This window comes from Pseudomonas sp. R76 (assembly GCF_009834565.1).
In the GTDB taxonomy this organism is placed as follows: domain Bacteria; phylum Pseudomonadota; class Gammaproteobacteria; order Pseudomonadales; family Pseudomonadaceae; genus Aquipseudomonas.
Map to the genome: position 1 here is coordinate 4,955,971 of NZ_CP019428.1, position 25,989 is coordinate 4,981,959.

21 protein-coding genes are annotated in these 25,989 nt (G+C 58.6%); 10 read left to right on the forward strand and 11 right to left on the reverse strand.

Features of this window, described 5'->3' with window-relative positions; all coding sequences use genetic code 11:
* Window positions 1–92: 92 nt before the first annotated feature.
* A complete protein-coding gene (locus PspR76_RS22265) occupies window positions 93–1,217 on the reverse strand; it encodes a GNAT family N-acetyltransferase (protein WP_159958778.1) in 1,125 nt (374 codons plus the stop codon).
* 282 nt (window positions 1,218–1,499) lie between these two features.
* Between PspR76_RS22265 and PspR76_RS22270 the strand changes: the two genes are divergently transcribed.
* Window positions 1,500–2,822 carry a putative porin gene (locus PspR76_RS22270; protein ID WP_159958780.1) on the forward strand — a complete coding sequence of 441 codons (1,323 nt, stop codon included), beginning with the start codon at window positions 1,500–1,502 and terminating at the stop codon, window positions 2,820–2,822.
* A 119-nt stretch (window positions 2,823–2,941) separates the two neighbouring features.
* Here the strand turns inward: PspR76_RS22270 and PspR76_RS22275 are convergent, their stop codons facing one another.
* The 5 genes from PspR76_RS22275 to aceK form a co-directional block, all read right to left on the reverse strand.
* Window positions 2,942–3,175 (reverse strand): anti-sigma factor family protein, encoded by a 234-nt coding sequence (locus PspR76_RS22275; protein ID WP_017134841.1) that lies wholly within the window; start codon window positions 3,173–3,175, stop codon window positions 2,942–2,944.
* Window positions 3,169–3,783: an RNA polymerase sigma factor gene (locus PspR76_RS22280; RefSeq protein WP_159958782.1), complete on the reverse strand. Its 615-nt coding sequence runs from the start codon at window positions 3,781–3,783 to the stop codon at window positions 3,169–3,171. The genes PspR76_RS22275 and PspR76_RS22280 overlap by 7 nt, the downstream gene beginning before the upstream one ends.
* 129 nt (window positions 3,784–3,912) lie before the next feature.
* Window positions 3,913–5,034 carry a beta-ketoacyl-ACP synthase III gene (locus PspR76_RS22285; protein WP_159958784.1) on the reverse strand — a complete coding sequence of 374 codons (1,122 nt, stop codon included), beginning with the start codon at window positions 5,032–5,034 and terminating at the stop codon, window positions 3,913–3,915.
* A 328-nt stretch (window positions 5,035–5,362) separates the two neighbouring features.
* A complete protein-coding gene (gene hrpA, locus PspR76_RS22290; protein WP_159958786.1) occupies window positions 5,363–9,274 on the reverse strand; it encodes an ATP-dependent RNA helicase HrpA in 3,912 nt (1,303 codons plus the stop codon).
* Between the two features lie 183 nt (window positions 9,275–9,457).
* Window positions 9,458–11,167 carry a bifunctional isocitrate dehydrogenase kinase/phosphatase gene (gene aceK, locus PspR76_RS22295; protein ID WP_159958788.1) on the reverse strand — a complete coding sequence of 570 codons (1,710 nt, stop codon included), beginning with the start codon at window positions 11,165–11,167 and terminating at the stop codon, window positions 9,458–9,460.
* A gap of 451 nt (window positions 11,168–11,618) precedes the next feature.
* On the opposite strand from aceK, the gene PspR76_RS22300 reads away from it, so the two are divergent.
* Together PspR76_RS22300 and PspR76_RS22305 are read left to right on the forward strand one after the other, a co-directional pair.
* Window positions 11,619–13,181: a methyl-accepting chemotaxis protein gene (locus PspR76_RS22300; RefSeq protein ID WP_442966829.1), complete on the forward strand. Its 1,563-nt coding sequence runs from the start codon at window positions 11,619–11,621 to the stop codon at window positions 13,179–13,181.
* A gap of 64 nt (window positions 13,182–13,245) precedes the next feature.
* A complete protein-coding gene (locus PspR76_RS22305) occupies window positions 13,246–14,142 on the forward strand; it encodes a DMT family transporter (protein WP_159958792.1) in 897 nt (298 codons plus the stop codon).
* Between the two features lie 60 nt (window positions 14,143–14,202).
* Here PspR76_RS22305 and rfbC read toward each other — a convergent pair whose 3' ends face one another.
* The 4 genes from rfbC to PspR76_RS22325 all read right to left on the reverse strand — a co-directional run bounded on the left by rfbC (window position 14,203) and on the right by PspR76_RS22325 (window position 17,938).
* Window positions 14,203–14,748 carry a dTDP-4-dehydrorhamnose 3,5-epimerase gene (gene rfbC, locus PspR76_RS22310; RefSeq protein ID WP_159958794.1) on the reverse strand — a complete coding sequence of 182 codons (546 nt, stop codon included), beginning with the start codon at window positions 14,746–14,748 and terminating at the stop codon, window positions 14,203–14,205.
* 101 nt (window positions 14,749–14,849) lie between these two features.
* Window positions 14,850–15,734, reverse strand: a complete 885-nt coding sequence (gene rfbA, locus PspR76_RS22315) for a glucose-1-phosphate thymidylyltransferase RfbA (RefSeq protein WP_159958796.1) — start codon at window positions 15,732–15,734, stop codon at window positions 14,850–14,852.
* A gap of 2 nt (window positions 15,735–15,736) precedes the next feature.
* Complete coding sequence (gene rfbD / locus PspR76_RS22320; RefSeq protein WP_159958798.1) at window positions 15,737–16,633, reverse strand: dTDP-4-dehydrorhamnose reductase; 897 nt, start codon at window positions 16,631–16,633, stop codon at window positions 15,737–15,739.
* A gap of 444 nt (window positions 16,634–17,077) precedes the next feature.
* Window positions 17,078–17,938 (reverse strand): DMT family transporter, encoded by an 861-nt coding sequence (locus tag PspR76_RS22325; RefSeq protein WP_159958800.1) that lies wholly within the window; start codon window positions 17,936–17,938, stop codon window positions 17,078–17,080.
* Between the two features lie 436 nt (window positions 17,939–18,374).
* On the opposite strand from PspR76_RS22325, the gene PspR76_RS22330 reads away from it, so the two are divergent.
* Window positions 18,375–19,163: a CPBP family intramembrane glutamic endopeptidase gene (locus tag PspR76_RS22330; RefSeq protein WP_159958802.1), complete on the forward strand. Its 789-nt coding sequence runs from the start codon at window positions 18,375–18,377 to the stop codon at window positions 19,161–19,163.
* Here the strand turns inward: PspR76_RS22330 and PspR76_RS22335 are convergent.
* Complete coding sequence (locus tag PspR76_RS22335; protein WP_237235689.1) at window positions 19,145–19,570, reverse strand: acyltransferase family protein; 426 nt, start codon at window positions 19,568–19,570, stop codon at window positions 19,145–19,147. The two genes, PspR76_RS22330 and PspR76_RS22335, sit on opposite strands and share 19 nt — an antisense overlap.
* Before the next feature lie 465 nt (window positions 19,571–20,035).
* Between PspR76_RS22335 and PspR76_RS22340 the strand changes: the two genes are divergently transcribed.
* From PspR76_RS22340 to PspR76_RS22365, 6 genes are all read left to right on the forward strand, one after another.
* Window positions 20,036–21,049: a glycosyltransferase gene (locus PspR76_RS22340; protein WP_159958804.1), complete on the forward strand. Its 1,014-nt coding sequence runs from the start codon at window positions 20,036–20,038 to the stop codon at window positions 21,047–21,049.
* A complete protein-coding gene (locus PspR76_RS22345; protein ID WP_159958806.1) occupies window positions 21,049–22,194 on the forward strand; it encodes an NAD(P)/FAD-dependent oxidoreductase in 1,146 nt (381 codons plus the stop codon). The genes PspR76_RS22340 and PspR76_RS22345 overlap by 1 nt, the downstream gene beginning before the upstream one ends.
* 7 nt (window positions 22,195–22,201) lie before the next feature.
* Window positions 22,202–22,945 carry a glycosyltransferase gene (locus PspR76_RS22350; RefSeq protein WP_159958808.1) on the forward strand — a complete coding sequence of 248 codons (744 nt, stop codon included), beginning with the start codon at window positions 22,202–22,204 and terminating at the stop codon, window positions 22,943–22,945.
* Complete coding sequence (locus PspR76_RS22355) at window positions 22,942–23,868, forward strand: aldo/keto reductase (RefSeq protein WP_159958810.1); 927 nt, start codon at window positions 22,942–22,944, stop codon at window positions 23,866–23,868. Before PspR76_RS22350 ends, PspR76_RS22355 begins: the two co-directional genes overlap by 4 nt.
* 18 nt (window positions 23,869–23,886) lie before the next feature.
* Window positions 23,887–24,276, forward strand: coding sequence for a GtrA family protein (locus tag PspR76_RS22360; RefSeq protein WP_159958812.1), 390 nt, complete (start codon window positions 23,887–23,889; stop codon window positions 24,274–24,276).
* A 699-nt stretch (window positions 24,277–24,975) separates the two neighbouring features.
* Window positions 24,976–25,977 carry a GDP-L-fucose synthase family protein gene (locus PspR76_RS22365; protein WP_159958814.1) on the forward strand — a complete coding sequence of 334 codons (1,002 nt, stop codon included), beginning with the start codon at window positions 24,976–24,978 and terminating at the stop codon, window positions 25,975–25,977.
* Window positions 25,978–25,989: the final 12 nt, after the last annotated feature.

A 25,989-nucleotide genomic window follows, 5' to 3' on the forward strand; every position in this document is an offset into this window, starting at 1 on the left:
ATCATTGATTTACTGATCATCCTCGGCGCAGTGATCGGCGGCGTGACCTATCGATGGCTGGGCAAGGAGGACTCGGCCTGAGGCAAACGGGTTCAGCCCTGCCGATAAGGCAGGGCTGCCCTCGCCTCTTCGGCATACGCCAGAATCCCCACGCGCTCGCGCTCGAGGAAATCCTCGACGGCATGTTTCAAGCCCGGATGGCGCAGGTAATGCCATGAACGCGTGATCACCGGCTCAAACCCGCGAATCAACTTGTGCTCGCCTTGGGCGCCGGCGTCGAAGCGTTGCAGGCCGTGGGCGATGGCGTAGTCCATGCCCTGGTAGAAGCAGGTTTCGAAATGCAGGCGGTCGAATTCCGCCAGGCAACCCCAATAACGCCCGTAGAAGCTGTCGCCACCGATCAGGCTGAAGGCCATGGCTACCGGGCGTGTGCCTTGTTTGGCCAGGACCACGCGAATCGCCTCGGGCATGCGCTCGGCCAGCACGCTGAAAAACGCGCGGGTCAGGTACGGCGACTGGCGGCGCACGGCGTAGGTGTTGGCGTAGCAGGCGTAGACAAAATCCCACTGCGCTTCACTCAGCTCATGGCCTTGCAGCCATTCGAACTCGATGCCCTGCCCGGCGACTTGTTCGCGCTCTTTGCGCATCTGTTTGCGCTTACGCGAACTCAAGGCGTCGAGGAAGTCCTGGAAGTCGCGATAGCCACGATTCTGCCAATGAAACTGGCAGCCCAACCGCTGCAGCCAGCCCGGCTGCGTCGCCAGTGCTGCGTCGGCCAACGGGTCGGTGAAGTTGATATGGGCACTGGAGAGCCCTTCGATTTCCAGGTAGCCGGGCAGGCTGTTCAGCAGCTCAAAACCGTCCTCGGCGTTCCTCGCCAATAAGCGCGGCCCACTGACCGGGCTGAACGGCACCGCCGTGAGCAACTTGGGGTAGTAGTCGATACCGGCGCGCTCGCAGGCATCCGCCCACCCGTGATCAAACACGTACTCGCCGTAGGAATGCCATTTGCGATAACCGGGCAATGCCGCCACCAAGCGATCGCCCTCCCAATGCAGCAAGTGCTCAGGCTGCCAGCCCGAATGCGGGCCCAGGCTGGCGCTGTCTTCCAGCGCACTCAGGAACGCATGCCGCACAAACGGCTGGGCCTGCGGCACAAGGGCATCCCAAACCTCTGGGGCGATTTCGGACAGGCTGTCCAGGCGTTGCAACGGCATCGGCATCCTCACTACATCGGGGCGTGAAAGCCTCGCGAGTATCGCTTATCGCCAGGCAATACACATCTTCAAATCGCGCCACAAGCCCCAAAACCAATAGTTCCATTTCTAAATATTTTGTCATCTACATGACATCACTTAGCCACTTCACCGTCATAAGTGATCGTGATACTGACGCCTGTTTTTAGAGCGCCTGGTTCTAGCAGGCGGCTACTTTCCGTCCGTCATCGGTCGGTTGTGTCCTGGATGGTTTGCCATCCCTCCTCACTTTCGGAGATTGATATGCGTCTTGCTTCCACTAAAACTGCGGCGGTCCTGTGCGGCGGCCTGTTACTGGCCCTGAGCGGTCAGGCCAGCGCTGCAGTCGACGCTAAATTGCTCGACATGCTCAAGGCCAACGGCCAGATCACCGCTGCGCAGTACACCGAACTGCAAGCGGAATTGGCCAAGGACCAGAAAGAAAAGCAGATCGCACAGCAAGCTCAACAAGAGACCAACGAGCAGATCGCGGCCACCGCGAAAAAAACCAACGAGTTGAGCAGCTTCGACCAGAAGCTGGCCTGGGCCGCCAAGACCCAGTTCAAGGGTGACGTGCGCTTCCGTCAGGAAACCGTGAAGATCCAGGGCGAATCCAACAACGGTGGCCGCGACAAGGACCGTCAGCGCATCCGTGCCCGCCTGGGCGCCTACACCGAGATCAACTCGCAGGTCGACACCGGCATTCGTATCGCCACCGGCAGCAGCGACGACGCGCGCTCCACCAACCAGGACCAGGACAACTACTTCGACAAGAAGTCGATCTGGCTGGACCTCGGCTACATCGACTACCACCCGGACCAGATCAAGAACCTGCACGTGATCGGCGGCAAGATGCTGCAGCCGTGGGTGAACATGGGCGACGTAATCTGGGACAGCGATATCAACCCGGAAGGCCTGGCACTGACCTACAAATACCCATTGGGCAGCAGCGCCGAGCTGTTCGGCAGCCTGGGTAACTACAACCTCAAGGACAACGTCGATGGCGACGGCGTGCAATTTCGCCACGACCTGCGCCTGACGTCCGGCCAGCTGGGCACGCGTTTCTCGGTCACCGACAACCTGAAAATGACCTTGGGCGGCAGCGTCTACGCCTACCAGAACGATAAGGACAGCCGTTGCACAACCACCACCACGCCTTGCGCACTGGCGGTCAATGGCAACTCGGCCGACAACCAGTTCCGCCTGTATGAAGGGTTCGCCCAGGCTGACATCGGTGGCTTGGCAGTGCCGCTGGCGTTCTACGGCCAATACGTGAAGAACAACGATGCCGTGACCGACCAGGACACCGCCTGGCTGATCGGCGCCAAGTCCAAAGTGTTCGGCTTCAACCTGGACTACAACTACCGCGACATCCAGCGTAACGCCGTGGTCGGCGCTTTCACCGATTCGGACTTCGCCAACGGCACCACCGGTTCGCGCGGTCACAAGATGAAGGTCAGCTACGACATCGACAAGAACTTCGCCCTCGGTGCCACGTACTTCCTGACCAAGGCAGACTACGCCAGCCGCACGCAGCGTGACGCCAACACCAACACCCTGCAATTGGATGCTGAAGCCAAGTTCTAATGGGTGTGCAATAAACCTTGGGCCAGGACGGCCCGAGGTGGTTTCAACAGCCTTGTGTGGGTGGGTCGCCCCCCATTATCCGTTCGACTCACCCACACGAGCCTGCAATATTCCCGCCTTTACTGATCTTTGAGCCGCTCGGCCACCAGCCGATCAGCCAACGCATCAGCATCCTTGACCGGTTCTTCCGGCATGATCTTCAACGTCGCCTGCATCAGGCGCATCTGACGGATAAATCGCCGGCAGTTAGGGCAAAACATCAAGTGATGACGCACCAGCAGACGCTCGCGAAAGGTCAATTGCCCATCGAGATAGTCACTGGAACGTGCCACTTGTTCTTTACAGGTCAACATTCGCCCGTTTCCTCAAAATACTCCACCGTGGCGAAGACTTTAAGCCGTGCTCGATGCAACAGCACACGGACATTGGAGAGCGACAACGTCAGAAGATTACAGATTTCCTCCAACTCCAATCCCTGGCGTTCGCGCAGCACCAGCACGCTGCTTTGCAGCTCTGACAAACTCAGCAACGTATGTTCCAGGCATTTGCGCAACTCATCCTCGGTCAGCAGCGCTTCCGGGGTGTCCTGGTGCCAGGCGTAAGGTGCGACGGCCCAGTGGCCATCGTCGGGGACGAAGCGGTCATCACCAATGGTGCCGTGGGGCGAAGGCAAATCGTCGAGCAACACTTCCCGGCGATTCTGTTTGTAGCGGCCTTTGGCGGAGTTGGCGGTGATGGTCAGCAGCCAGGTTTTGAGGCTGGAGCGCCCTTCGAACTTGGCCAGGTTGCGCACCACCGACAGCCAGGCGTCCTGCACCACTTCATCGGCGTGACGCTGGCCGACGATGGCATAAGCCACTGCGCGCATGGCGCTCTGGTAGGTGGTGACCAATTCCTTGTAGGCCCGCTGCTCGCCCTTGAGCAACCGTTCAAGCAGGTGCGTGTCGTCCGCTGCTGCCATCGTTTACCTCAATCCTGCTGTGGAAATCCGCTACCTGTGGGAGCTGGCTTGCCTGCGATAGCGGCGGTGGCTGCACTATCGTCATCGCAGGCAAGCCAGCTCCCACATTGACCGCAATCTGCCTCGATATTAGCGTTTACGCAGGATCACGCTGCCGATCGAATAACCCGCGCCGAACGAGCTGAGCACTGCCACAGAACCTTTTGGCAAATCATCCTGATAGGTGTGGAATGCAATCACCGAGCCCGCCGAGCTGGTGTTGGCGTAAGTGTCGAGAATCACCGGTGCTTCTTCCACCGAGGCTTCGCGGCCCAGCAGCTTTTTCACGATCAGGTGGTTCATGCTCAGGTTGGCCTGGTGCAGCCAGAAGCGCTTCACGTCAGCGACGTTCAGCTGGTTTTCTTCCAGGTGCACGCCGATCAGTTCGGCAACCATCGGGCAGACGTCCCGGAATACCTTGCGGCCTTCCTGCACGAACAGCTTGTCGGGCGCGCCGATGCCCTCTTCCGCGGTGCGGTTGAGGAAGCCGAAGTTGTTGCGGATGTTGTTGGAGAACTTGGTCAGCAGCTTGGTGCTCACCACGTCGAACTGGTGCTCGGAGGTCGCCAGGTCGGCGCGTTCCAGGACCACTGCAGTGGCCGCGTCACCGAAGATGAAGTGGCTGTCACGGTCACGGAAATTCAGGTGCCCGGTGCAGACTTCCGGGTTGACCATCAGGATCGCCCGCGCCTGGCCCAGCTGGATGCTGTTGGCGGCGTTCTGAATACCGAAGGTTGCCGACGAGCAGGCCACGTTCATGTCAAAGCCGAAGCCTTCAATGCCCAGGGCTTCCTGCACTTCGATAGCGATGGCCGGGTAGGCGCGCTGCAGGTTGGAGCAGGCGACGATCACGCCATCGATGTCGGCGGCGGTCTTGCCGGCGCGTTGCAGGGCCTGTTCGGCAGCGCCGACGGCCATCTGGCAGAGCACCGACCACTCGTCATTGCTGCGCTCAGGCAGGCGCGGGGCCATGCGCTGCGGGTCGAGGATGCCGTCCTTGTCCATGACAAAACGGCTCTTGATGCCCGACGCCTTCTCGATAAAGGCCGCACTGGACTCGGTCAGTGCCTGCACTTCGCCACGTTCGATAGCGGCCGCGTTATCCGTATTGAACTGCTGCACATAGGTATTGAAAGACTGCACCAGCTCTTCGTTGGAGATGCTGTTGGCCGGGGTGTACAGGCCAGTGCCGCTGATGACGACGTTATGCACGGTCGTTCCTCTAAATCTGTCAGGCAGAAGATATTGGTACCGTCGTACCAAACTTTAAGTCGTTCGATTCCGTCCAGCGGTCATCAAACTGGCAACGCTTTATTCCTTCGCGCCGTGGCTGAGCAACAGCCCATTACGACGATCCCGGCATTTATAACCGCGAAGTTTGCCACAACCTCGGAGTTTTCGCGCCACTTCCCGGATAAACCCCATACCGAATGTGGGAGCTGGCTTGCCTGCGATGCAGATACCGCGGTGCATCAGTCAAACCACTGGGATGCCATCGCAGGCAAGCCAGCTCCCACATACCCGGGTAGCCGCGAGGGCTTCAGGCCTCCACCTGGCTCCATTGCTTGCTCAAGCGCTTGTCGGAAATCGGCACTTTGGTGCCCAACTGCTGCGCAAACAACGACACCCGATATTCTTCCAGCCACCAGCGATACAGCTCCAGCTGCGGGTCGCGCTTGCCTTCCTGGGTGTGTTTGTTCAAGCGATTCTGGTACTGCGCCCAGAGGCCGCCCAGTTCTGTGCTCCACACGCGATCTTTCTGCACCTGGCTTGGCAGTTTTTCCAGGCGCAACTCAATGGCCTTGAGGAAGCGCGGCAGTTCCTTGAACCACTGCGCCGGGGTTTCCCGCACAAAACCGGGATACACCAGGTTGCTGAGTTGCTGCTTGATATCGTTCAAGGCGACCGCCTGGGCCAGGTCGATCTTGCCCTTGAAGCGCTTCTGCAAGCCATGCCATAGCTTCAGCACGTCCAGGGTCAGGCGCGCCAGGCGCTCGGCGTGTTCGGTCCAGCCGCCACGCTTGCGTTCGGCCAACGCGGCCAGGCCAGCACCGTCGCGCGGCAGGCTGGCCTCGCCTTCCAGTACGCAGGTATCGAGGCTGGCCAGCAGAATGTCTTCCACCAGCGCATCGATGCGCCCCAGCTCGCGGTACATCAGGCCCAACTCGGTCAACCCCGGCAACTTGCCACGCAGGAATTTCGCCGGCTCCGCCAATTGCTGCATCAGCAGGCGTTGCAAGGCGCGGCGGTGCTGGAACTCGGCCTCGGCGGCGGTCGAGAAACGCCCTTCCTTGACCGTACCGTTTTCTTCAACCAGCGCCGGGTAAACCGTCATCGACAGGCCCGCGATCTTTTGCTGGGTTTTCTCGGCCACCGCCGCAAACACCTTGGCCTCCACCGGCTGCTGGCTTTTGGCGGTTTGCGGCACGGCCAACGCGGCCTGGCTGGCTTCGGCAAAGCGTGCGGTCAGTTCAGCCAAGTCGCGACCTTCGCCGAGGAACTTGCCCTGGCCGTCGACCACTTCCAGGTTCATCTTCAGGTGGTTTTCCACCTGCTGCGCCGCCTCGGCCCAGGCTTCATCGCTGACCCGCGCACCAGTCATGCGCAGCAGTTCGCGCCCCAGCGCCTGGGGCAACGAACCCTGGCCGAACTCAATACGTTGCAGCGCCGCCTTGACGAAATCCGGCACCGGCACAAAGTTTTTGCGCAGCGCCTTGGGCAAGTTGCGCACCAGCGCGATGCACTTGGCTTCGATCACACCCGGCACCAGCCATTCCAGGCGCTCCGGCGGCAACGCCGGCAACAGCGGCGCCGGCACGCGCAGGGTCACGCCGTCGCGCGGGTGGTTGGGTTCGAAGTGGTAGCTCAGCGCCAATTCCAGATCGCCCAGGTGCAAGGTGTCCGGGTAATGCAGGGCCGTGACTTCGCTGGCCTCGCGGGCCAGCACGTCTTCTTCGCGCATGATCAGCAGCTGCGGATCTTTCTGGCTGTTGACCTTGTACCAGCTGTCGAAGGTGGCGGTCTGGTGGATCTCCGCCGGCAAACGCGCGTCGTAGAAGGCGTAGAGGGTTTCTTCGTCCGCCAGGATGTCCCGCCGGCGCGCCTTGGCTTCCAGCTCATCGAGTTGTTCCAGCAGTTGCTGATTGGCCGTCAGGCACTTGGCCCGGGACTGAATCTCGCCACGCACCAGGCCCTCGCGGATAAACAGCTCGCGCGACACCACCGGGTCAATCGGCCCGTAATGCACAGGGCGGCGCCCCACCACAATCAGCCCGAACAGGGTGATCTGCTCAAACGCCACCACTTGGCCGCGCTTCTTCTCCCAGTGCGGTTCGAAGTGGTTTTTCTTGATCAGGTGCCCCGCCAGCGGTTCGATCCAATCGGCATCGATCTTGGCGACCATGCGCGCATACAGCTTGGTGGTTTCCACCAGCTCAGCGGTCATCAGCCATTGCGGGCGTTTTTTGCCGATGCCCGAGGACGGGTGAATCCAGAAGCGCCGCTGACGCGCGCCGAGGTAATCGCCGTCTTCGGTTTTCTGGCCGATCTGGCTCAACAGGCCGGACAACACCGCCTTGTGCAACTTGGCAAAATCCGCCGGCTCTTTATTCACCGTCAACTGCATGTCGCGGCAGATCAGGCTGAGTTGGCGATGGGAATCACGCCACTCACGCAGGCGCAGGTAATTCAGGAAGTTCTTGCGGCACCAGTTGCGCAGCGGGCTGGCGGTCAGTTCCTGGCGTTGTTCTTCAAACCCGCGCCACAGATTCACCAGCCCGGCGAAGTCGGAGTCGGCATCTTTCCACTGCGCGTGGGCCTGGTCGGCGGCCTGCTGGCGCTCCGGTGGGCGCTCGCGCGGGTCCTGGATCGACATCGCACTGGCGACGATCAGCACTTCCTGCAAACTGCCGAGCTTGGCGGCTTCGAGCAACATGCGGCCCATGCGCGGGTCCACCGGCAGGCGCGCCAGCTGGCGGCCCAGCGGCGTAAGCTGGCTATTACGGTCCACCGCCGAGAGCTCTTGCAGCAGGTTGAAACCGTCGCTGATGGCCTTGCCATCCGGCGGTTCGATAAACGGGAAGTCGGTGATTTCGCCAAGGCGCAGGTGCAGCATCTGCAGGATCACAGCAGCGAGGTTGGTGCGCAGGATTTCCGGGTCGGTAAATTCCGGGCGACCGATAAAATCTTCTTCGCTGTACAAGCGGATGCAAATGCCCGGCTCGACCCGCCCACATCGGCCTTTACGCTGGTTGGCGCTGGCCTGGGAAATCGCTTCGATCGGCAGGCGCTGCACCTTGGCGCGGTAGCTGTAGCGGCTGATGCGCGCGGTGCCGCTGTCGATCACATAACGAATGCCCGGCACGGTCAGCGAGGTTTCGGCGACGTTGGTCGCCAGCACCACGCGGCGGCCTGGGTGGGACTGGAAAATGCGCTGCTGTTCGGCCGGTGACAGGCGCGCGTACAGCGGCAGAATTTCGGTGTGCTTGAGTTGGGCCTTGCGCAACATGTCAGCGGCGTCGCGAATCTCACGCTCGCCCGGCAGGAACACCAGCACATCGCCGGGGCTGCGGCGTTCGCTGCGCTCATAGGCGGCGATTTCATCGAGGGTGGCAAGGATCGCCTGGTCGACGGTCAGGTCGTCCTCGACGCGGTTGCCCTCTTCGTCCTGTTCCAGGGTCAGCGGGCGATACCAGGTGTCCACCGGGAAGGTGCGGCCCGAAACCTCGACAATCGGCGCGTCGTCGAAGTGTTTGGAAAAACGCTCCAGGTCGATGGTCGCCGAGGTGATGATGACTTTCAGGTCGGGGCGACGCGGCAGCAGGGTTTTCAGGTAGCCGAGCAGGAAGTCGATGTTCAGGCTGCGTTCGTGGGCTTCGTCGACGATGATCGTGTCGTAGCGTTCCAGGTAACGGTCGTTCTGGGTTTCCGCCAGCAGAATGCCGTCGGTCATCAGCTTGATCAGGGTATTGGAATCACTCTGGTCTTCGAAGCGCACCTGATAGCCGACCAGCGCGCCCAACGGCGTCGCCAGTTCTTCGGCGACACGGCTGGCAACGCTGCGCGCGGCGATCCGGCGTGGCTGGGTGTGACCGATCAGGCCGTGTTGGCCGCGACCGATTTCCAGGCAGATTTTCGGCAACTGGGTGGTTTTACCCGAGCCGGTTTCGCCGGCGATGATCAGCACCTGATGCTTGAGCAGCGCGTCCTTGATTTCGTCGCGCTTGGCGGCGATCGGCAGGCTGTCGTCGTAGCGAATCACCGGCAGGCTGGCACGCCGCGCCGTGACCTGGGCGCAGGACGCTTGCATGCGCGTGACCCACTGCGCCAGCTTCTCCTCGTCGGGTTTCTTGCGCAGCTCAAGCAACTGGCGCCGCAAGCGGTGGCGGTCGGCGAGCATGGCGTGATCGAGGTTTTTCAGCAGTTGGTCGATGGTGGGCGCTTGGTCGGTCATCAGGTACTTACGAGGGCGTCTATTTATGCACGGCCTGCAAGTGTGGCAGAAAAGCAGCTTATCTGGCAGACGGCGATATAAATGTGGGAGCGGGCTTGCTCGCGAATGCGGTGTATCAGTCACCTTATTTATCAACTGGCACACCGCTTTCGCGAGCAAGCCCGCTCCCACGGGAATATGCGTTTACAGCGGGTCTTTGCGTCGGTACGGGAATACGTCGATGACCTTGCCAGCGCGAATCGCCTCCTGCAGGCCCTTCCAGTAGTCGGCGTTGTACAACTCGCCATGCAGCTCATCGAACAGCTTGCGCTGGCCGGCGTCGGCGAACAGGAACGGCGGGAATTCTTCGGGGAACACATCCAGCGGTCCGATCGAGTACCAGGGCTCCGAGGCCATTTCATCCTCGGGCGTGCGCGGTGCGGGGATGTGGCGGAAGTTGGCCTCGGTGAGAAAACAGATTTCGTCGTAGTCATAGAACACCACACGACCGTGGCGGGTGACGCCAAAGTTCTTCAGCAACATGTCGCCGGGGAAGATATTCGCCGCCGCCAGTTGCTTGATCGCCAAACCGTAATCCTCCAGGGCTTCGCGCACCTGGGCGGGGTTGGCGTTGTCGAGGTAGAGGTTGAGCGGGGTCATGCGCCGTTCGGTCCAGCAGTGGCGGATCAGCACGGTGTCGCCCTCCACTTCTACTGTGCCAGCGGCGACTTCCAACAGTTCAGCCAGGCATTCGGGTTCGAATTTGCTCAAGGGAAAGCGAAAATCAGCGAACTCCTGGGTGTCGGCCATGCGCCCGACGCGGTCAACGCTTTTGACCAGGCGATACTTCTCGATCACGGTGGCGCGGTTGACGTTTTTCGACGGTGAAAAGCGGTCCTTGATGATCTTGAACACGGTGTTGAAGCCCGGCAGCGTGAACACGCTCATGACCATGCCGCGCACGCCGGGCGCCATGATGAACTGATCATCGGTGGTGGCCAGGTGGTTGATCAGCGCGCGGTAGAACTCCGACTTGCCGTGCTTGTAGAAGCCGATGGAGGTGTACAGCTCGGCAATGTGCTTGCCGGGCAAGATGCGCCGCAGAAAGCCGATGAACTCCGCCGGCACCGGCACATCGACCATAAAGTAGGAACGGGTGAACGAGAAGATGATCGACACGTCGGCTTCGTCGGTGATCAGCGCGTCGATCTGAATGCCGCGCCCTTCACGGTGCAGCAGCGGGATCACCAGGGGCCATTGCTCATCGCGGGTGTAGATGCGCCCGACCAGATAAGCGCCTTTATTGCGGTAGAGCACTGAAGAAAACAGCTCGACGTTAAGGTCCGGGTCTTTGCACACCCAGTCCGGCAGGTTCTCGCGCAGCTGGGCTTCGAGGCGGCGCAGGTCGGCCGCCAAGTCCGCATAGGGCTCGCTGAAGGCGTAATCGGCAAAGATCTGCGCAAGCATCGCCGCCAGCTCGCCCGCCGGCTTATACACACGGGTTTGCGCCGCGCGCGCGCGGCGCAGGCTCGGCCGCGTGGTGTGGATGAACATGCAGCCATCGCTGATCAGGTCATGGCTGAACAGGCCGCAGAAAATCGAGTTGTACCAGGTCTCAGACAATTCATCGTCGAGGCGCACGTCGATCAGGCCGATATACGCGCTCTTGACCAACGGCCACACGTCGACGTCCAGCAACGCAGCCTCGTCAATGCCAGCCCGCAGGCGCGCCGTCACTTGCGCGACTTTTTCTTCATACAAGTTGATACGCGCCGCCGATGCCGCTTGCCCCTGTTGCCACTGCGCCTGCTCAAACCGTTCGCGAGCGCCCATGGTGATCTGGCGAAAATGCTCACGGTAATCGTCGAAGCCGTCGAGGATCATGCGGGCGATAGCAAGGGCGGACTGCGACATGCGAAAACCTCGAACGGGTAGCTGGAAGCCCTGAGCTTAGCCAGTGAACGCAGGCAGGAGAAGTACGATTTTTCGGGCTGCGTTGTACAACTTTGTTCAAATCGTACATTTACTTTCAATTTTTACAATTCGACCAATCGGTCAATAAAAGTACCCTCAAGTCGCGCCGACATTAGCCGAAGGCCCGCAAGGCCGTGGCCTGACGCTACCACCAGGAAAAACCCGGCTTCGTGTGAATTCACAGCTTATGTAACTGAATTGATACACCGTAAGGGAAACCCCGATTACCACCTTGATGGCACTTTGATATATAGCGCGCCCTCTCCCACCCTAACAAGGTCTGAAGACCGACCCGGGAACAGGTTCTAATCGCCTAAGGAGCATCAAGATGTCATTGAGGAATATGCGGATCGGTCTGCGCGCCAGTCTGAGTTTTGGGGTTTTGGCCTGCATGCTGGTGATCGTCGGGATGTTTGGCCTCGGCCAGATGGCCAAGTTGCGGGAAAGCGCGCTGGTCATCGAAGAATCGTGGATGCCGAGCATCGAGAATATCCACGACGCCGCAGCTTACGTCGCCAGCATTCGCTTGGAAGCCTTGCGCCTGGCAACCACCGATGAGTCACGCATCCGCGACAACAGCAAAAGCCTGATCACCCGCCAGAGCACCGAGCTGCAAAGCCTGCTGAAAAGCCACGAAGGCCTGACCAGTGGCGATGACGAAGCCGAGCTGTTGAAAAAACTTAAAGGCAACGTAGCGACCTACCTGACCATCGTCGGCCAGATGGTTGCGCTGGTGGACAAGGACCAGCAACAAGACGCCATCGACCTGCTCACCAGCCGCCTTGCACCCCAGGGCTCTGTGCTGAATCAGAGCCTGGAAGACATCATCACCTTCAACCAGAAAGGCGTCGAGGACGCGGCAGATGCGGCCGCACAGATGTACTCCAACGCGCAATGGGTGGTCGGCCTGATCATCGTCAGTGCACTGATCGCCACGTTATTGCTGGCCTGGTTGCTGACCCGCAGCATCACCACGCCGATTGGCCAGGCGTTGGCGGTGGCGCGCAGCATTGCCGCTGGCGACTTGAGCCAGCCGATTGTGGTCAGCGGGCATGATGAGCCGGCGCAGTTGCTCACCGCCCTGGCCGCCATGCAGGAACAGCTGCAAACCACCATTCGCGGCATCAGCGAATCGTCGCAGCAACTGGCCTCCGCCGCCGAAGAGATGAGCTCGGTGATGGAACAGAGCACCCGTGGCCTGCAGGCGCAGAACGATGAAATCGAACAAGCCGCGACCGCCGTGAACGAAATGAGCGCGGCGGTGGATGAAGTCGCGGGCAATGCGGTGTCCAGCGCCGAAGCCTCCAAGGCCTCCGACGAAGACAGCAAGCACGGCCACTACCAGATCAGCGAAACCATCAGCTCGATCCAAAACCTGGTGGACGAGGTGCTCGGTGCCTCGAACAAGGCCGAAGGGCTGGCGGTACAGGCCCAGGACATCAGCAAAGTGCTGGAAGTGATCCGCGGCATCGCCGGGCAAACCAACCTGCTGGCACTCAACGCGGCCATCGAAGCCGCCCGCGCAGGCGAAGCCGGGCGTGGCTTTGCGGTGGTTGCCGATGAGGTGCGTTCGCTGGCGCAGCGCACCCAGGACTCCACCGAAGAAATCGAGCAGATGATCACTGGGATCCAGCAAGGCACCCAGGACACCGTCGACGCCCTCAACAGCAGCGCCGAACACGCCGGCCAGACCTTGCAACGGGCCAACAGCGCCGGCAGCGCGCTGGAGAAAATCACCGCGGCTATTTCGCAGATCAGCGAGCGCAACCTGGTAATCGCCAGCGCCGCCGAGCAACAGGCGCTGGTCGCCCGTGACGTTGACCGCAGCCTGGTGAACATTCGCGACCTGTCGACCCAAACCGCCGCCGGTGCGACGCAAACCTCGGCGGCCAGCCAGGAGCTGTCCCGCCTGGCGGTGGACCTCAACGGCCTGGTGACGCGGTTTGTCCTGTAATTAGCGATTGTGTCGAGCAGGCCCCTAGGCAACACTCGCCGCCTTATTGATGGAGGCGTGTTTTGTGAGACCTGTCGACACCCTGTACCTGTTGGGGCTGGCTGCCATCTGGGGCGCGAGCTTCCTGTTCATGCGCATTATCGCGCCGGAAATCGGCACGGTGCCGACCGCGTTTTTCCGCGTGTCGATTGCCGCCGCCGGTTTGCTGGTGATTCTCACGCTGATGCGCGTGAATTGGGATTTCCAGGGCAAATTCAAGACCGTCCTGCTGCTGGGCGTGATCAACTCCGGGATTCCCGCGACCATGTACTCGGTGGCAGCCCAAGTGCTGCCGGCGGGTTACTCGGCGATCTTCAACGCCACCACGCCGTTGATGGGCGTGTTGATTGGCGGGTTGTTTTTCAACGAACGCCTGACGCCGTCGAAAATCGCCGGGGTCAGCCTGGGCTTGTTCGGCGTGGGCGTACTGACCCGTGCCGGGCCGGTGGCGTTTGATCTGGAATTGCTGATGAGCGCCCTGGCCTGCCTGTTGGCCACCACCTGTTATGGCTTCGCCGGTTTTCTCGCGCGGCGTTGGCTGGATCAACGCGGCGGGCTGTACAGCCGGCTCGCAGCGCTGGGCAGCATGCTTGGCGCCACGCTGTTTCTGTTGCCGTTTTTTGCCTACAGCGCGATCAGCCATCCGCCTGCGAGCTGGGGTGGCTGGCAGGTCTGGGCGTCATTGCTCGGGCTGGGGCTGCTGTGCACGGCGTTTGCCTACATCCTGTACTTCCGGCTGCTGTCGTCCATCGGGCCGGTCAAGTCGATGACAGTGACATTTATGATCCCGCCGTTCGGCGTGTTGTGGGGCGCGTTGCTGCTGGATGAGCCGTTGTCGATGGCGCATGTGTATGGCGGGGTGTTGATTGCGGGGGCGTTGTGGCTGGTGCTGCGGCCGGGGAAACTGGCCAAGGCGCTGTAGGCGATAACGCCCACACCCAAACTGGTGTGGGCTCGCTGTAATGCCTGACAGGCCGGGCAATCAGTCGAAGGTTTCAGCCTGGGCAAAACGGACGGCATTGGTATCTTTGGCCGACAGCGTAGGCGGCCCGGAAATCGGCCACTCGACGGCCACGTCAGGGTCATTCCAGGCAAGGCTGCGCTCATGCTCAGGCGCCCAGTAATCGGTGGTTTTGTACAGAAACTCAGCACTGTCAGACAGCACGACGAAGCCGTGGGCGAACCCTTCGGGTATCCAAAGCTGGGCGCGGTTGCTTTCACTGAGGTACGTACCCGCCCACTGGCCGTAGGTGGGCGAGCTTTTACGCAGGTCCACGGCCACGTCAAAGACTTCGCCCTGTATCACGCGCACCAACTTTCCCTGGGGCTGCTTGATCTGATAATGCAGGCCGCGCAGCACGCCTTTGGCCGATTTGGAGTGGTTGTCCTGTACGAAATGGACTGGCCTTCCAACAGACTCCTCGAAAACCCTCTGATTGAAACTTTCGAAGAAAAACCCGCGCTCGTCCCCGAAAACTTTCGGTTCAAACAGAATAACGTTCGGGATAACGAGGGAAGTGGCTCTCATCTTTAGGGTGTCTCCAACAGGTTATCGGGCCAGCTTGGCGGCGCTACGGGTCGACTGAACCTTAAGGCAGCGACACGGGGCGCCGCGTTCCACACAGGCCTTCAAAAAATCTTGTCATGCAGCAAACGCTTGAGGTATTGGCCATAACCATTTTTGGAAAGCGGCACCGCAAGCCTCTCCAACTGTTCGGCATCAATCCACTTCTGGCGAAACGCAATTTCTTCAGGGCAAGCCACTTTAAGCCCCTGACGATGCTCAAGCGTTGCAATGAAGTGGCTGGCCTGCAGCAGCGAGTCATGGGTGCCGGTGTCCAGCCATGCGTAGCCACGCCCCATAATCTCAACCGACAGCTTGCCGCGCTCCATATACAGACGGTTGAGATCGGTGATCTCCAGTTCGCCACGCGGTGAAGGCTTGATGCTCTTGGCCATTTCAACCACGTCCTGGTCATAGAAATACAGACCGGTGACCGCGTAGTTCGACTTGGGTTGCAGCGGCTTCTCTTCCAGGCTGATCGCCTTGCCCTGGGCATCGAATTCCACCACGCCATAACGCTCCGGATCGGTCACGTGGTAGGCGAAGACACTGGCGCCGTCCTCACGCAGCATGGCGTTCTTGAGCAGCTCATTAAAATCATGGCCGTGGTAGATGTTGTCACCCAGCACCAGGGCAGACAGGTCATTACCGATGAAGTCCTCGCCGATGATAAACGCCTGGGCCAGGCCATCCGGAGACGCCTGTACAGCGTAGGAAATGTTCAAGCCCCAGTTGCTGCCATCGCCCAGAAGTTGCTCGAAGCGCGGGGTGTCCTGTGGCGTGGAAATGATCAGAATGTCGCGAATACCCGCCAGCATCAGCGTGGTCAGCGGGTAGTAGATCATCGGTTTGTCGTAAACCGGCAGCAACTGTTTGGAAATAGCCAAGGTTGCAGGGTGCAGGCGCGTGCCTGAACCACCGGCCAAAATAATTCCTTTGCGTTTTTGCATAGTCATTTCTCTAGAATTTCTTTAAGCATCCGTGCCACACCGTCCTGCCAGTCAGGCAAGCGCAGTGAGAAGGCATTCTGCAGTTTTTGAGTATTGAGTCTGGAGTTGCCAGGACGTTTGGCCGGTGTGGGATAAGCGGCCGTGGTTATCGCGCCGACGGCGGCTGAAGAAACTTTGAGCACCACGCCTGCCGCCTGCGCCTGCTCGAGTACGAAGCGGGCGTAGCGGTGCCAGGTGGTTTCGCCGGCTGCCGCGAGATGGTAGATGCCGTGCAATTGAGGGTTCAAACGCGCCGCACGGATGGCGTGTGCGGTGACGTCCGCCAGCAGGTCCGCACCCGTGGGGGCACCGAACTGGTCGTCGATCACATTCAGGCTGTCACGTTCGGCGGCCAGGCGCAGCATGGTTTTGGCGAAGTTATTACCGCGCGCCGCGTACACCCAACTGGTGCGCAGGATCAGCTGCGCGCAGCCCGCGTCCTGAATCGCCTGCTCACCTTGCAGCTTGGTCGTGCCATACACGCTCAACGGGCCCACCGGGTCGCTTTCCTGCCAGGGTGCATCACCTTTGCCGTCGAACACGTAGTCCGTGGAATAGTGCACCAGCAAGGCATTCAGCTTTCGGGCTTCTGTTGCCAGCACCGCCGGGGCCTCAGCGTTAATACGCAACGCTTGATCAGGCTCACTTTCGGCTTTGTCGACGGCCGTGTAAGCCGCTGCGTTGACGATGACCTCAGGCGCAAACCGTTGCACGGTAGCGGCCAGTCCTTGCAGGTCGTTCAAGTCACCGCAGTAGTCGCGGCTTTTGGCGTCCAGCGCCAGGACTTGCCCCAAGGGCGCCAGGCTGCGTTGGAGTTCCCAGCCGACCTGGCCATTTTTACCAAGCAGCAGGATTCTCATACAGAGCGCTCGACGTAGAGCTGCGCTACTCGGCCCAATGCCACGTTTGCACCGATAAAACCTGCACTGCCGGTTACCAAAATAGTCATTGAGTTAAATCTTTTCAGTAATGTCGCAAGGATGAGCCAGAAGTGTCCCATCAACGTCCGCCGATTCAAACCGGCCAACCGAAACCCTAGCACTCGTCTGATAAAACCGCTCGCACGATTAACAGGCACGCACCAGCACGTTGCCACTCGCGAAAAACCCTCGACTGAAACCGGCGGCTTCGCTAAGCCCGCCGCCAGCTGCAAAGGTGCTTATTACTTCTTTTAAAATAATAACTTACACAATAAACAGCGGAATTATTACAGCATTGCCCTACAGGTACAACACGACCCACTGAACACCGAGGGGGAATTTCGGCGTGTATCCACGGCCCCCTCGGCGCTCACGAACGCGCTTTTAGCGTTTGCGGAACACAAACACCAACCCGATGATGATCAAAACCATCCCCAGCAGACTCAATACCGCGAGCCGATTACCAAAGATCAGATAGTCCATCACCGCCGTCACTGCCGGCACCAGGTAAAACAAGCTGGTGACGTTCACCAGATTGCCTCGGGCGATCAGGCGGTACAGCAACAGTGTCGCCAGCAATGACACCACCAGCCCCATCCACAGCACCGGCAGGTAAAAGCCGGCACTGTGTTCAAAGGCAAAGGGTTGGAACGGCACAAACACCGAGCACAGCAGCAACCCGGCGAAATACTGCACCGGCAGCGTGCCCAAAGGGTTGTCGGTGATGCGCTTTTGCATGATGGAACCGACGGTCATGCTCACCAGCGCCAGCAGCCCGAACACCATCCCCGCAAGCGACATACCCGACAGGCCGATGCCTTGGTAGACCACCATGATCAACCCGGCCAACCCCAGCCCCAGGCCGAACATCCGGCCCCAGGAACGCTGGCGCTCCATCAGCACCACCGTGAGGATCGGCTGCACGCCCATGATGGTTGCCATCACACCCGGCGTCACTTTGAGGTTCAGGGCCAGCAGATAGAAAATCTGGTAAGCCCCCAACAACACCAGCCCGGTCGCCGCTGCATACACCATGGGCTTGCCGGAACGTGGCAATTTCAGTTTAAGGATCGGCACCAGGATCACCAGGCCCGCCAGGGCGATGGCAAAACGGATCAACAGAAAAGCAAAGGGCGAAGCATGGGCCAGGCCCAACTTGGAGAAAATTGCCCCGCTGCTCCACAGCAGGACAAACAGGCTCGTCGAGGCCGCCGCGGCCACGGATTGTTTCGAAAAAACAGACATGGATACCACCTGTCATCAGGCAAAAAGCCCATTCAGCGAACGCTAAAGCTCGAAGGTTTTAGCTCAGTAGGTTTTTTTCAGGCAGGCACAGGGGAACAGCGTTTCGCTGATCAGCCCGAAATGCCAACACCCGGCGGTGATACGACTGCGTACACCGGCGTGCTACTGACAGGTGGGGGGTATTGACCGATCTGCGCAGGCTGCTGATTCCCGCACGGCACGACCACAGCGTTGAGCGCTGAATCGACTACCGCTATGCGTTGGGAAGCAGGCATGGGCTGATCTTGTGTGAAAGGTAAAGGAGCGATGACTATAAACACTCGTCGACATACTTTGCAACGAGCCTCGCCAAGTCCCACCCGCGTGGATGAGTTTTCACTTTGAGGGCCAGGTACGGTCGCTATAATGCCGACCAGTTTTTATCCAAGGATTTCATATGCTCGCTCTGCCCTGGCTGTACCTGGCACTTCTCTCGATTGGCTATGTACTGGCCTTGTCCTACGGGCAACTCGGCGTGCTGGCGGCGGTCTCGGTCGCCCTGCTGCTGATTGCCGGATACGCCGTGCGCCAGCAACGCACACCGTGGGCGCGCTACCTCGGCCATGGGTTGTTCATCGTCTTGGCCCTGGGCTTGGCGATGCACTGGCTGCCCGGTTTCTACAATGGCCGTGGCATTGACCCGCAGCGTTTTACCCCTGACGCCGTGCCGTTCTCGATGTACCTGAACCAGGACAAACCGTTGATTGGCTTCTGGCTGTTACTGGCCTGCCCCTGGATCGTGGCGCGGCGTTCACTGCGCCTGACGATTTGCGTCGCGGCGCTGGCCTTGGTCCTGACGGCGGTTGCCGCGCTAGGTGGCGCGGTGTTGTTAGGGGTCACCAGTTGGGCACCGAAATGGCCGGAACAGGCCTGGATCTGGGTGCTGAATAATTTGTTGCTGGTGACGCTGGTGGAAGAGGCGTTGTTTCGAGGCTACATACAGGGTGGCTTGAGCCAGCGGTTCAAACATCTGCCCTATGGAGAAAACCTGGCGTTATTGTTGGCTTCGCTGTTGTTTGGCCTGGTGCATTTAGGTGCGGGGTGGCAGTGGACGCTGCTGGCGGGCATTGCAGGGGTTGGGTATGGGCTGGCGTATCGGTTTGGTGGGCTGGGGGCGGCGGTTGTCACGCATTTCGGGGTGAATCTGGTGCATTTCGGCTTGTTTGTTTATCCGATGCTGGCGTGAACGCCTACCCGTTTATAATCCGTCAAATAAGGAATTGCGGCCGCCAGGCCCGGGAACGGAGACTGGCTGCTGTAAAGGAAAATCGGGTAGATCAGCCCAGCCTGGCCCAGCACGAATAAACACGGCGACGTGAGCGCGGACTTTTTAATGTGCATTGCCGGGAGCGCAATAAGGCTGCCGATCAAAAGCTCGAATGCACCAAAGGGCAGAAGGTAGAACAACTCAAGAGGGTTGGCGGACAGTAGTCGCTGCGAGAAAAACAACGAAATAACCAGCATGGAAACAAGCGCGACAGGCAAAAACCGTCGTAAAACTTTTGAACAGGCCAAAATAATCTGGGGGAAGAATATATAAAACTGTTCTTCGATACCCAACGACCATAAATGCAAAAATTGCAGAATCGGCACGTGCGCCCCTCTTTCCAGAGCAGGCCACGATGCGCACAAACGGCTGAAGGGACACCGCCGCGATGGCCTTAAGCCATAAGCGTCAATGGGTGGGCACACGTACTCGCGGAGCGGCCCTGCGCCTATTGCGGATGACCCATTAACCGCCAGCGCCGGCCCCCGGGACAACTACCCGATGACGTCGGGTTTGTGATAATTTCCCGTGCACCTGAACAATCAGCCCCCATTTATGGTCAACGTGACGTTGTCGATGGTTATTTTCGAGCCTTGCATCCTGGATACATCGTTGGTGCATCTGCCTTGTAAGGAAGCGTCTGTGTGAGTACCGCCTCCCCCGCCACTTTGAGTGTTCCTCTGAATGATAGAGGGTGGCACTTCGCATTTACCGTATCGGCCGGCCTGCCCTGCCCGACAACTTCCACCCTTCATCATTTTTCTTTCAATGAATTGAATGAGCGCCAATAAATGGACTTTTTTCCCTGCTTCCTTTCCGTCGTATTTGTTGTTCGCAACCAATCAAACAATATTGAAAGCTACCTCGCCGACGCCGCAGCTATCATTTCTACCATCGTCAGCGATTACGAATTAATCATTGTCGATAACGCCTCCGATGACGACAGTATTGCGACACTCAAGCGCCTCACTGCGGAAACGGGGCTGGCCAACCTGCAGGTGTACGCACTGACCAAGGAAGTGGATACCGACACCGCTTCCTGGGTAGGCCTGGAAAATGCGCTCGGTGACTTCGTGGCTGTCATTAATCCATTGCTGGATGACATCAGCTTTATTCCGCACATCCTCAAAGAGGCAGCCAACGGTGCGGATGTGGTGTTTGCCAACAATGAGCAAAAGCCATCACAAAGCCTGGCGTACCGCGGCGCAAACGCCATTTTTCACGGGTTATATAACAAACTCAACGGCGTGAACCTGGCCAAGGAGGCGCCGCAATATCGCATGCTCAGCAAACGCGTCATCAACTTTATCCTCCAGCACCCGCAACCGGCCCTGACTTATCGCCATCTGCCGGCAACCGGCGGGTTCGCGCGTGCCTACCTCGCTTACAGTGCAGCGCCCAAGGCCTCGCCACCCAAGCGCCTGGGAGAGAGTATCGATCGCGGCATGCGGCTGCTGGTATCGACGACGCGTGCGCCGATGCGCCTGGTGACGTATTTGTCCTTGTTCGGCGCACTCGCTAACGTTGTGTACTCCATCTATGTGCTTGCCGTGGCCGCCCTGAAGCCTGACGTCGCTCCCGGTTGGGTGAGTTTTTCGCTACAGCAATCGGGGATGTTTTTCCTGATTTCGCTGGTGCTGCTGGTACTTGGCGAATACATCCTGAATATGGCCAGCCTGTCGAACGAGGGGCCGCTTTATCATGTAGGCCAAGAGTTCACCAGCGCGCGGATGACGCGCCTGGAGAAACTCAATATCGAAGAAGTCAGTGCCACCCCCGCCAAGACTGACGACCTCGTTTCCTGATGGAACATCTCAATCATCAGCAGACTGCCGTTGTGATTGGTGGGGGTTTTTACGGCGCCGCCATCGCCGTTTATCTCGCCAAGCAACGCGGCCTGAAGCGTGTTCTTTTGATTGAACGTGAGCCGGCATTGCTCAGGCGCGCCTCTTACAATAACCAGGCGCGCGTGCACAACGGCTACCACTACCCTCGCAGCTTCACCACGGCTTATCGCAGCCGGGTCAACCTGCCGAAGTTTGTAAAAGACTGGCCACAAGCGATCAAGCAGGACTTCACAAAGCTCTACGCCATCGCCCGGCGCAACTCAAAGGTCACGGCCAGGCAATTCGAACGTTTTTGCAGGGATATTGGTTCAGCTATCGAACCGGCCGCGCCCGAGCTGAAGGCGTTGTTTGAGCCGCGCTTGATCGAAGATGTGTTCCTCGTTCAAGAGTACGCCTTCGACACAACAAAGCTCGCCGACTGGGCTGAACGCGAACTTAAAGAATACGGTGTGCAGGTCCTCTACGAAACGCGAGTGGTGGAAATAAACAGAGCCTCGGCCCCTTCAGTGCGGGTCGTCATCGAGGGAAAAAGTGGTCAACAACAACTGATCAGTTGCGACTACCTCTTCAACTGCACCTATAGCGGTATCAATCATTTCAGCGGCGATTTCACCGGCGTTCAAACCGGCCTCAAGCACGAAATCACGGAGATGCCGCTAATGCGCATGCCCGCTTCGCTGGAGGGTTTAGGCGTCACGGTCATGGACGGCCCGTTTTTCTCGATGATGCCGTTTCCTGCACGCGGGCTTCATACCTTGTCCCACGTCCGCTACACGCCTCACTTGCACTGGGACGATGAAAAAGGCGTCAACCCCTATGAAAAACTGGGTACGTACGACAAGGCAAGCCGAGTCGATCGCATGGTCAGAGATGTAGGCAGGTACATCCCGGCCGTCTTGAACGCCAGCCACGTAGACTCGTTATTTGAAGTCAAGACGGTACTGACAAAAAGCGAAGGGGACGACGGGCGACCCATCCTGTTCGAAAAGCACGCCTCACTGCCTGGCTGCTACTCCATCCTGGGCGGTAAGATCGACAACATCTATGACGTCCTGGAAAAACTGGACCTCGAAGTTTTCAGCGAAACAGAACCGGACTCTTGAGCACATAATGACTAACACTATCGAAATCACTATCCCGATTCTGAACGAAGAAGCGACCCTCGCCCAGCAGGTCAAGACAGCCCATTCCTACATCCAGGAAAACCTTAAAGACCTCGGCATCATTACCATTACCCTCGCGGACAACGGTTCGACGGACAACACTCAAGCCATCGGCGAAGCACTCTCTCAAGAGCTGCCCAACGTCAACTACCTGCGCCTTGAAAAGCGCGGTGTCGGCCTGGCCTTGAAGTCGTCATGGACCGCGTCCACGGCCGACATCGTGGGTTACATGGACCTTGACCTCGCCACGGACCTCAGCCACCTGCGGCCAGCACTCAGCAGCCTGCTGTCGAATAAAGCCGATGTGGTGACCGGCTCGCGACTGGCCAAAGGCGCGAAGGTTATCGGGCGCACGCCGTTGCGAAATTTCACCAGCGCGTGTTTTAACGGAATCGTGAAGGTCATCTTCAGAACGTCTTTCAGCGATGGCATGTGCGGTTTCAAGTTCCTGCAACGGAGCAAACTGGCCCCGCTGATGGTTGAGGGCGCGCAAAGTGATGGTTGGTTTTTTGCCACCGAAATCCTGGTTACCGCCGAACACCTGAACTACAGGGTGTTGGACCTCCCCGTCACATGGACCGATGACCCCAACTCCAAAGTTAAAATCATCAAGCTTTCGCTTGAGTACTTGAAGGCAATGTTTGCACTGCGCCAACGACTCCAAAATGCCAAGAGCGCACCCCACTCATGATCAATTTGTCAGCTGACAACAAAACCCTGGTTCTCGGCACGGCACTGTGGGGCTGGGGCATTGACGAAAGCAGTGCACACCAGCTGATTGACACCTTCGTCGCCAAGGGCGGTCGCACGATCGACACCGCGTCGAACTACCCGATAAACAAGCGGCCAGAAGACTTCGGCCTGGCAATACGCTGGATTGAACGCTGGGTGAAATCCAACCCCAATGCGGGTGTGTCCGTCATCGCCAAGATTGGCGCCACTGATAACACAGGCTCTCCCGACACGGACTTGTCCGCCGCCAACATTTTGTCGTCCGCCAGCGAACTGGCTGATCGGTTGGGAGACGCACTGTCCTGCGTGTCCGTGCACTGGGACAACCGGGGCGCTGAACAGCACGATTTTGTCGACATCGAAAAAACGCTGGAGGCCATGGCGACGCTGCATCGTTCCGGCCTGGACATTGGCTTGTCAGGCATAAAGTTCCCCGAGTTGTACTACAACGCCAGGCCCGACTTGTCTGAACATTGGCTCATACAGGTCAAGGAAAACTTCTCGACGCGCAGTGCTCGCGAAAACTATCACCCGCACTTTCCGAATGCGAAGTACCTCGCTTACGGTATTAATCTGGGCGGCATAAAAGCCAGCCCGGTGGAAAAAAACAGCTCCGCCGAGTTGAGAAAGATAGTCCACTCTAAAACCCTTATCGAAAAGCTGACGGGTTTCATCGCGTCAACGACTTCAATAGTGCCGCGCCCCAGCAGCTTGAATGACCTGGCCCTGGCGTTCATCTTTGCCAACCCGGCGCTGAGTGGCGTGATTATCGGCCCACGCAACAAAGAGCAATTGCTCAACACGCTGACGTACTGGGACGCGTTGAGCAGCACTTTCAATCATGCCGATCACGCAGCGCTTTTAACTTCACTTGCAGACTAAACTCACCATGGGTGAAGCATGATTCAGCTTATAAAATATGCGCTCACGGGCGTCATCAACACACTCGTTGGCTATGGTGTTTTCTGGATACTGTTCACCCAGTTCAACCTGAAGGCCGAATATGCAAATGCCATCGGCTATGGCATTGCGCTTATCTTCGCCTTCGGGCTCAACAAAGTATTTGTATTCAACCAGTCAACCTTTCATCACGGCATGATCCCAAGGTTCATTGTCGCTTTTCTGGCCGCGTTCCTTATCAACCAGGTGGTGCTGATCGGGCTTCACAGGTTTCTGGGGATTCGAGCCGAAATTGCTCAAATCGTGGCGATGGCGACCTACACGGTCCTCTTCTACATATTGAACAAGCGTTATGTTTTCAACGAGCGTGCCGCTCATGGAAACCCCTGACAGAACAGACGCACTCGATAACTGCGAGCCGCTCTGTGGCGGGACGAACACTGGGCAGCCGTGAGCGCCGCCCTGCCACGGGTGACAGCAAACGTTTATGCGCCGGGCGGCTGAGAGGCTTGATTTAGACGGGTTTTTCGCACACGGCGAACGTGGCGCCTATGTACAAAAATTAATTCGACCCTCCGATTGGCGGGAGGGAAAAAATCCTACCACGTGGTAGTATCGTCCGCATGCATACCCTGAAGAAGGGCGGTATAGAGGGGCCTGGTCAGTTGACCGCTCGTCGTCAAGGCGCGCCTGAGCGTCAAGGTTAAAATCCATGACGCACTGTTTGTCAGAAATTTCTGAACGAAGGTGCAACCTTTTAACCGACGCTACCTCTTAATACTTCAGCAGGTACGCGAGCTTAGCCATACGGACCATAAAAGAAGCTTGATAGGGCTTGCGAGCCACAAGAAAGCGTTGGCTTTCGAGGACTCATGAGGTCGACCTTCAGCTGAAATTCATCTCCCTATGCGGGTGTATTGTACTTGGGCAACACAGGCGCCACGTTGATTGCACGACCTACAGTAAACCGAACGCTCACCCTGAAACAGGAAGCTCGTTTTGGTACTGCGCACTGTTAGGTTGAGCACGACAAAGGGATATGAGGTGAAGGTGATTTTGCGAAGCTTTCTAAACAATTAGGATGATAAAATGTCTGCAACAAACGTCACTGCATCGCTACAGGGCTCTACCTCACGCTTCGCTGGGAAAAAAGTTTGGATTACGGGCCACAGAGGCATGCTCGGTTCAGCTGTAGTGCGAAACTTCCAAGATGAGGATGCCCAGCTGCTTCTGACGTCGCGGGCTGATCTGGACCTTACCAACCAAGCGGCTGTATACGATTGGATGGAAACGAACCGCCCCGATTATATCTTCCACGTCGGCGCCAAAGTCGGCGGCATCCACGCTAATGCAACGTTGCCCGCGTCATTCATTTATGACAATTTGATGATTCAAACAAATGTCATTTCCGGGGCACATAAGTTCGGTACCAAAAAGTTGCTCTTCGTGGCAACAAACTGCACCTATCCCAAGAACGCAGAGCAACCAATTCGCGAGTCCGCGCTGCTCACCGGCCCGCTGGACGACAGCATTCGTGCCTATGCCGTCAGCAAGATCGCCGGGATCGAAATGTGCCGCGCGTACCGCAAACAATACGGTTGCGACTTCGTGTCAATTATCCCACCGAACCTGTATGGCCCCGGCGACAACTACCACTCCCAACACAGCCATGTAGTGGCCGGCATTCTTCGTCGCACGCATGAAGCCAAGGTGCTTGAGAAAAGCGAGTTTGTCGTATGGGGTGACGGTACTCCGCGGCGCGAACTTCTGCATGTTGACGACCTGGCTGATGCCATGAAGTGCATCATGCTCGCCCCGACCACCGACGACCTTTACAACATTGGCTGCAACCATGACATCGCCATTGCCGACCTGGCGGCGATGATTGCGGAAGTCGTCGGCTATCAAGGCAAAATTGTCTACGACACTGACAAGCCTAACGGCACGATGCGCAAACTGCTGGACAGCAGCAAGGTGCGGGCACTCGGCTGGAAGCCCAACATCACTGAAAAAGCAGGGCTGGAAAGCGCCTACAAAGACTTCTTGGGGCTCCTTGAGTCGCCGGCACCCGACGCGCGCATCGATCTCTGATCAAGGCGAAGA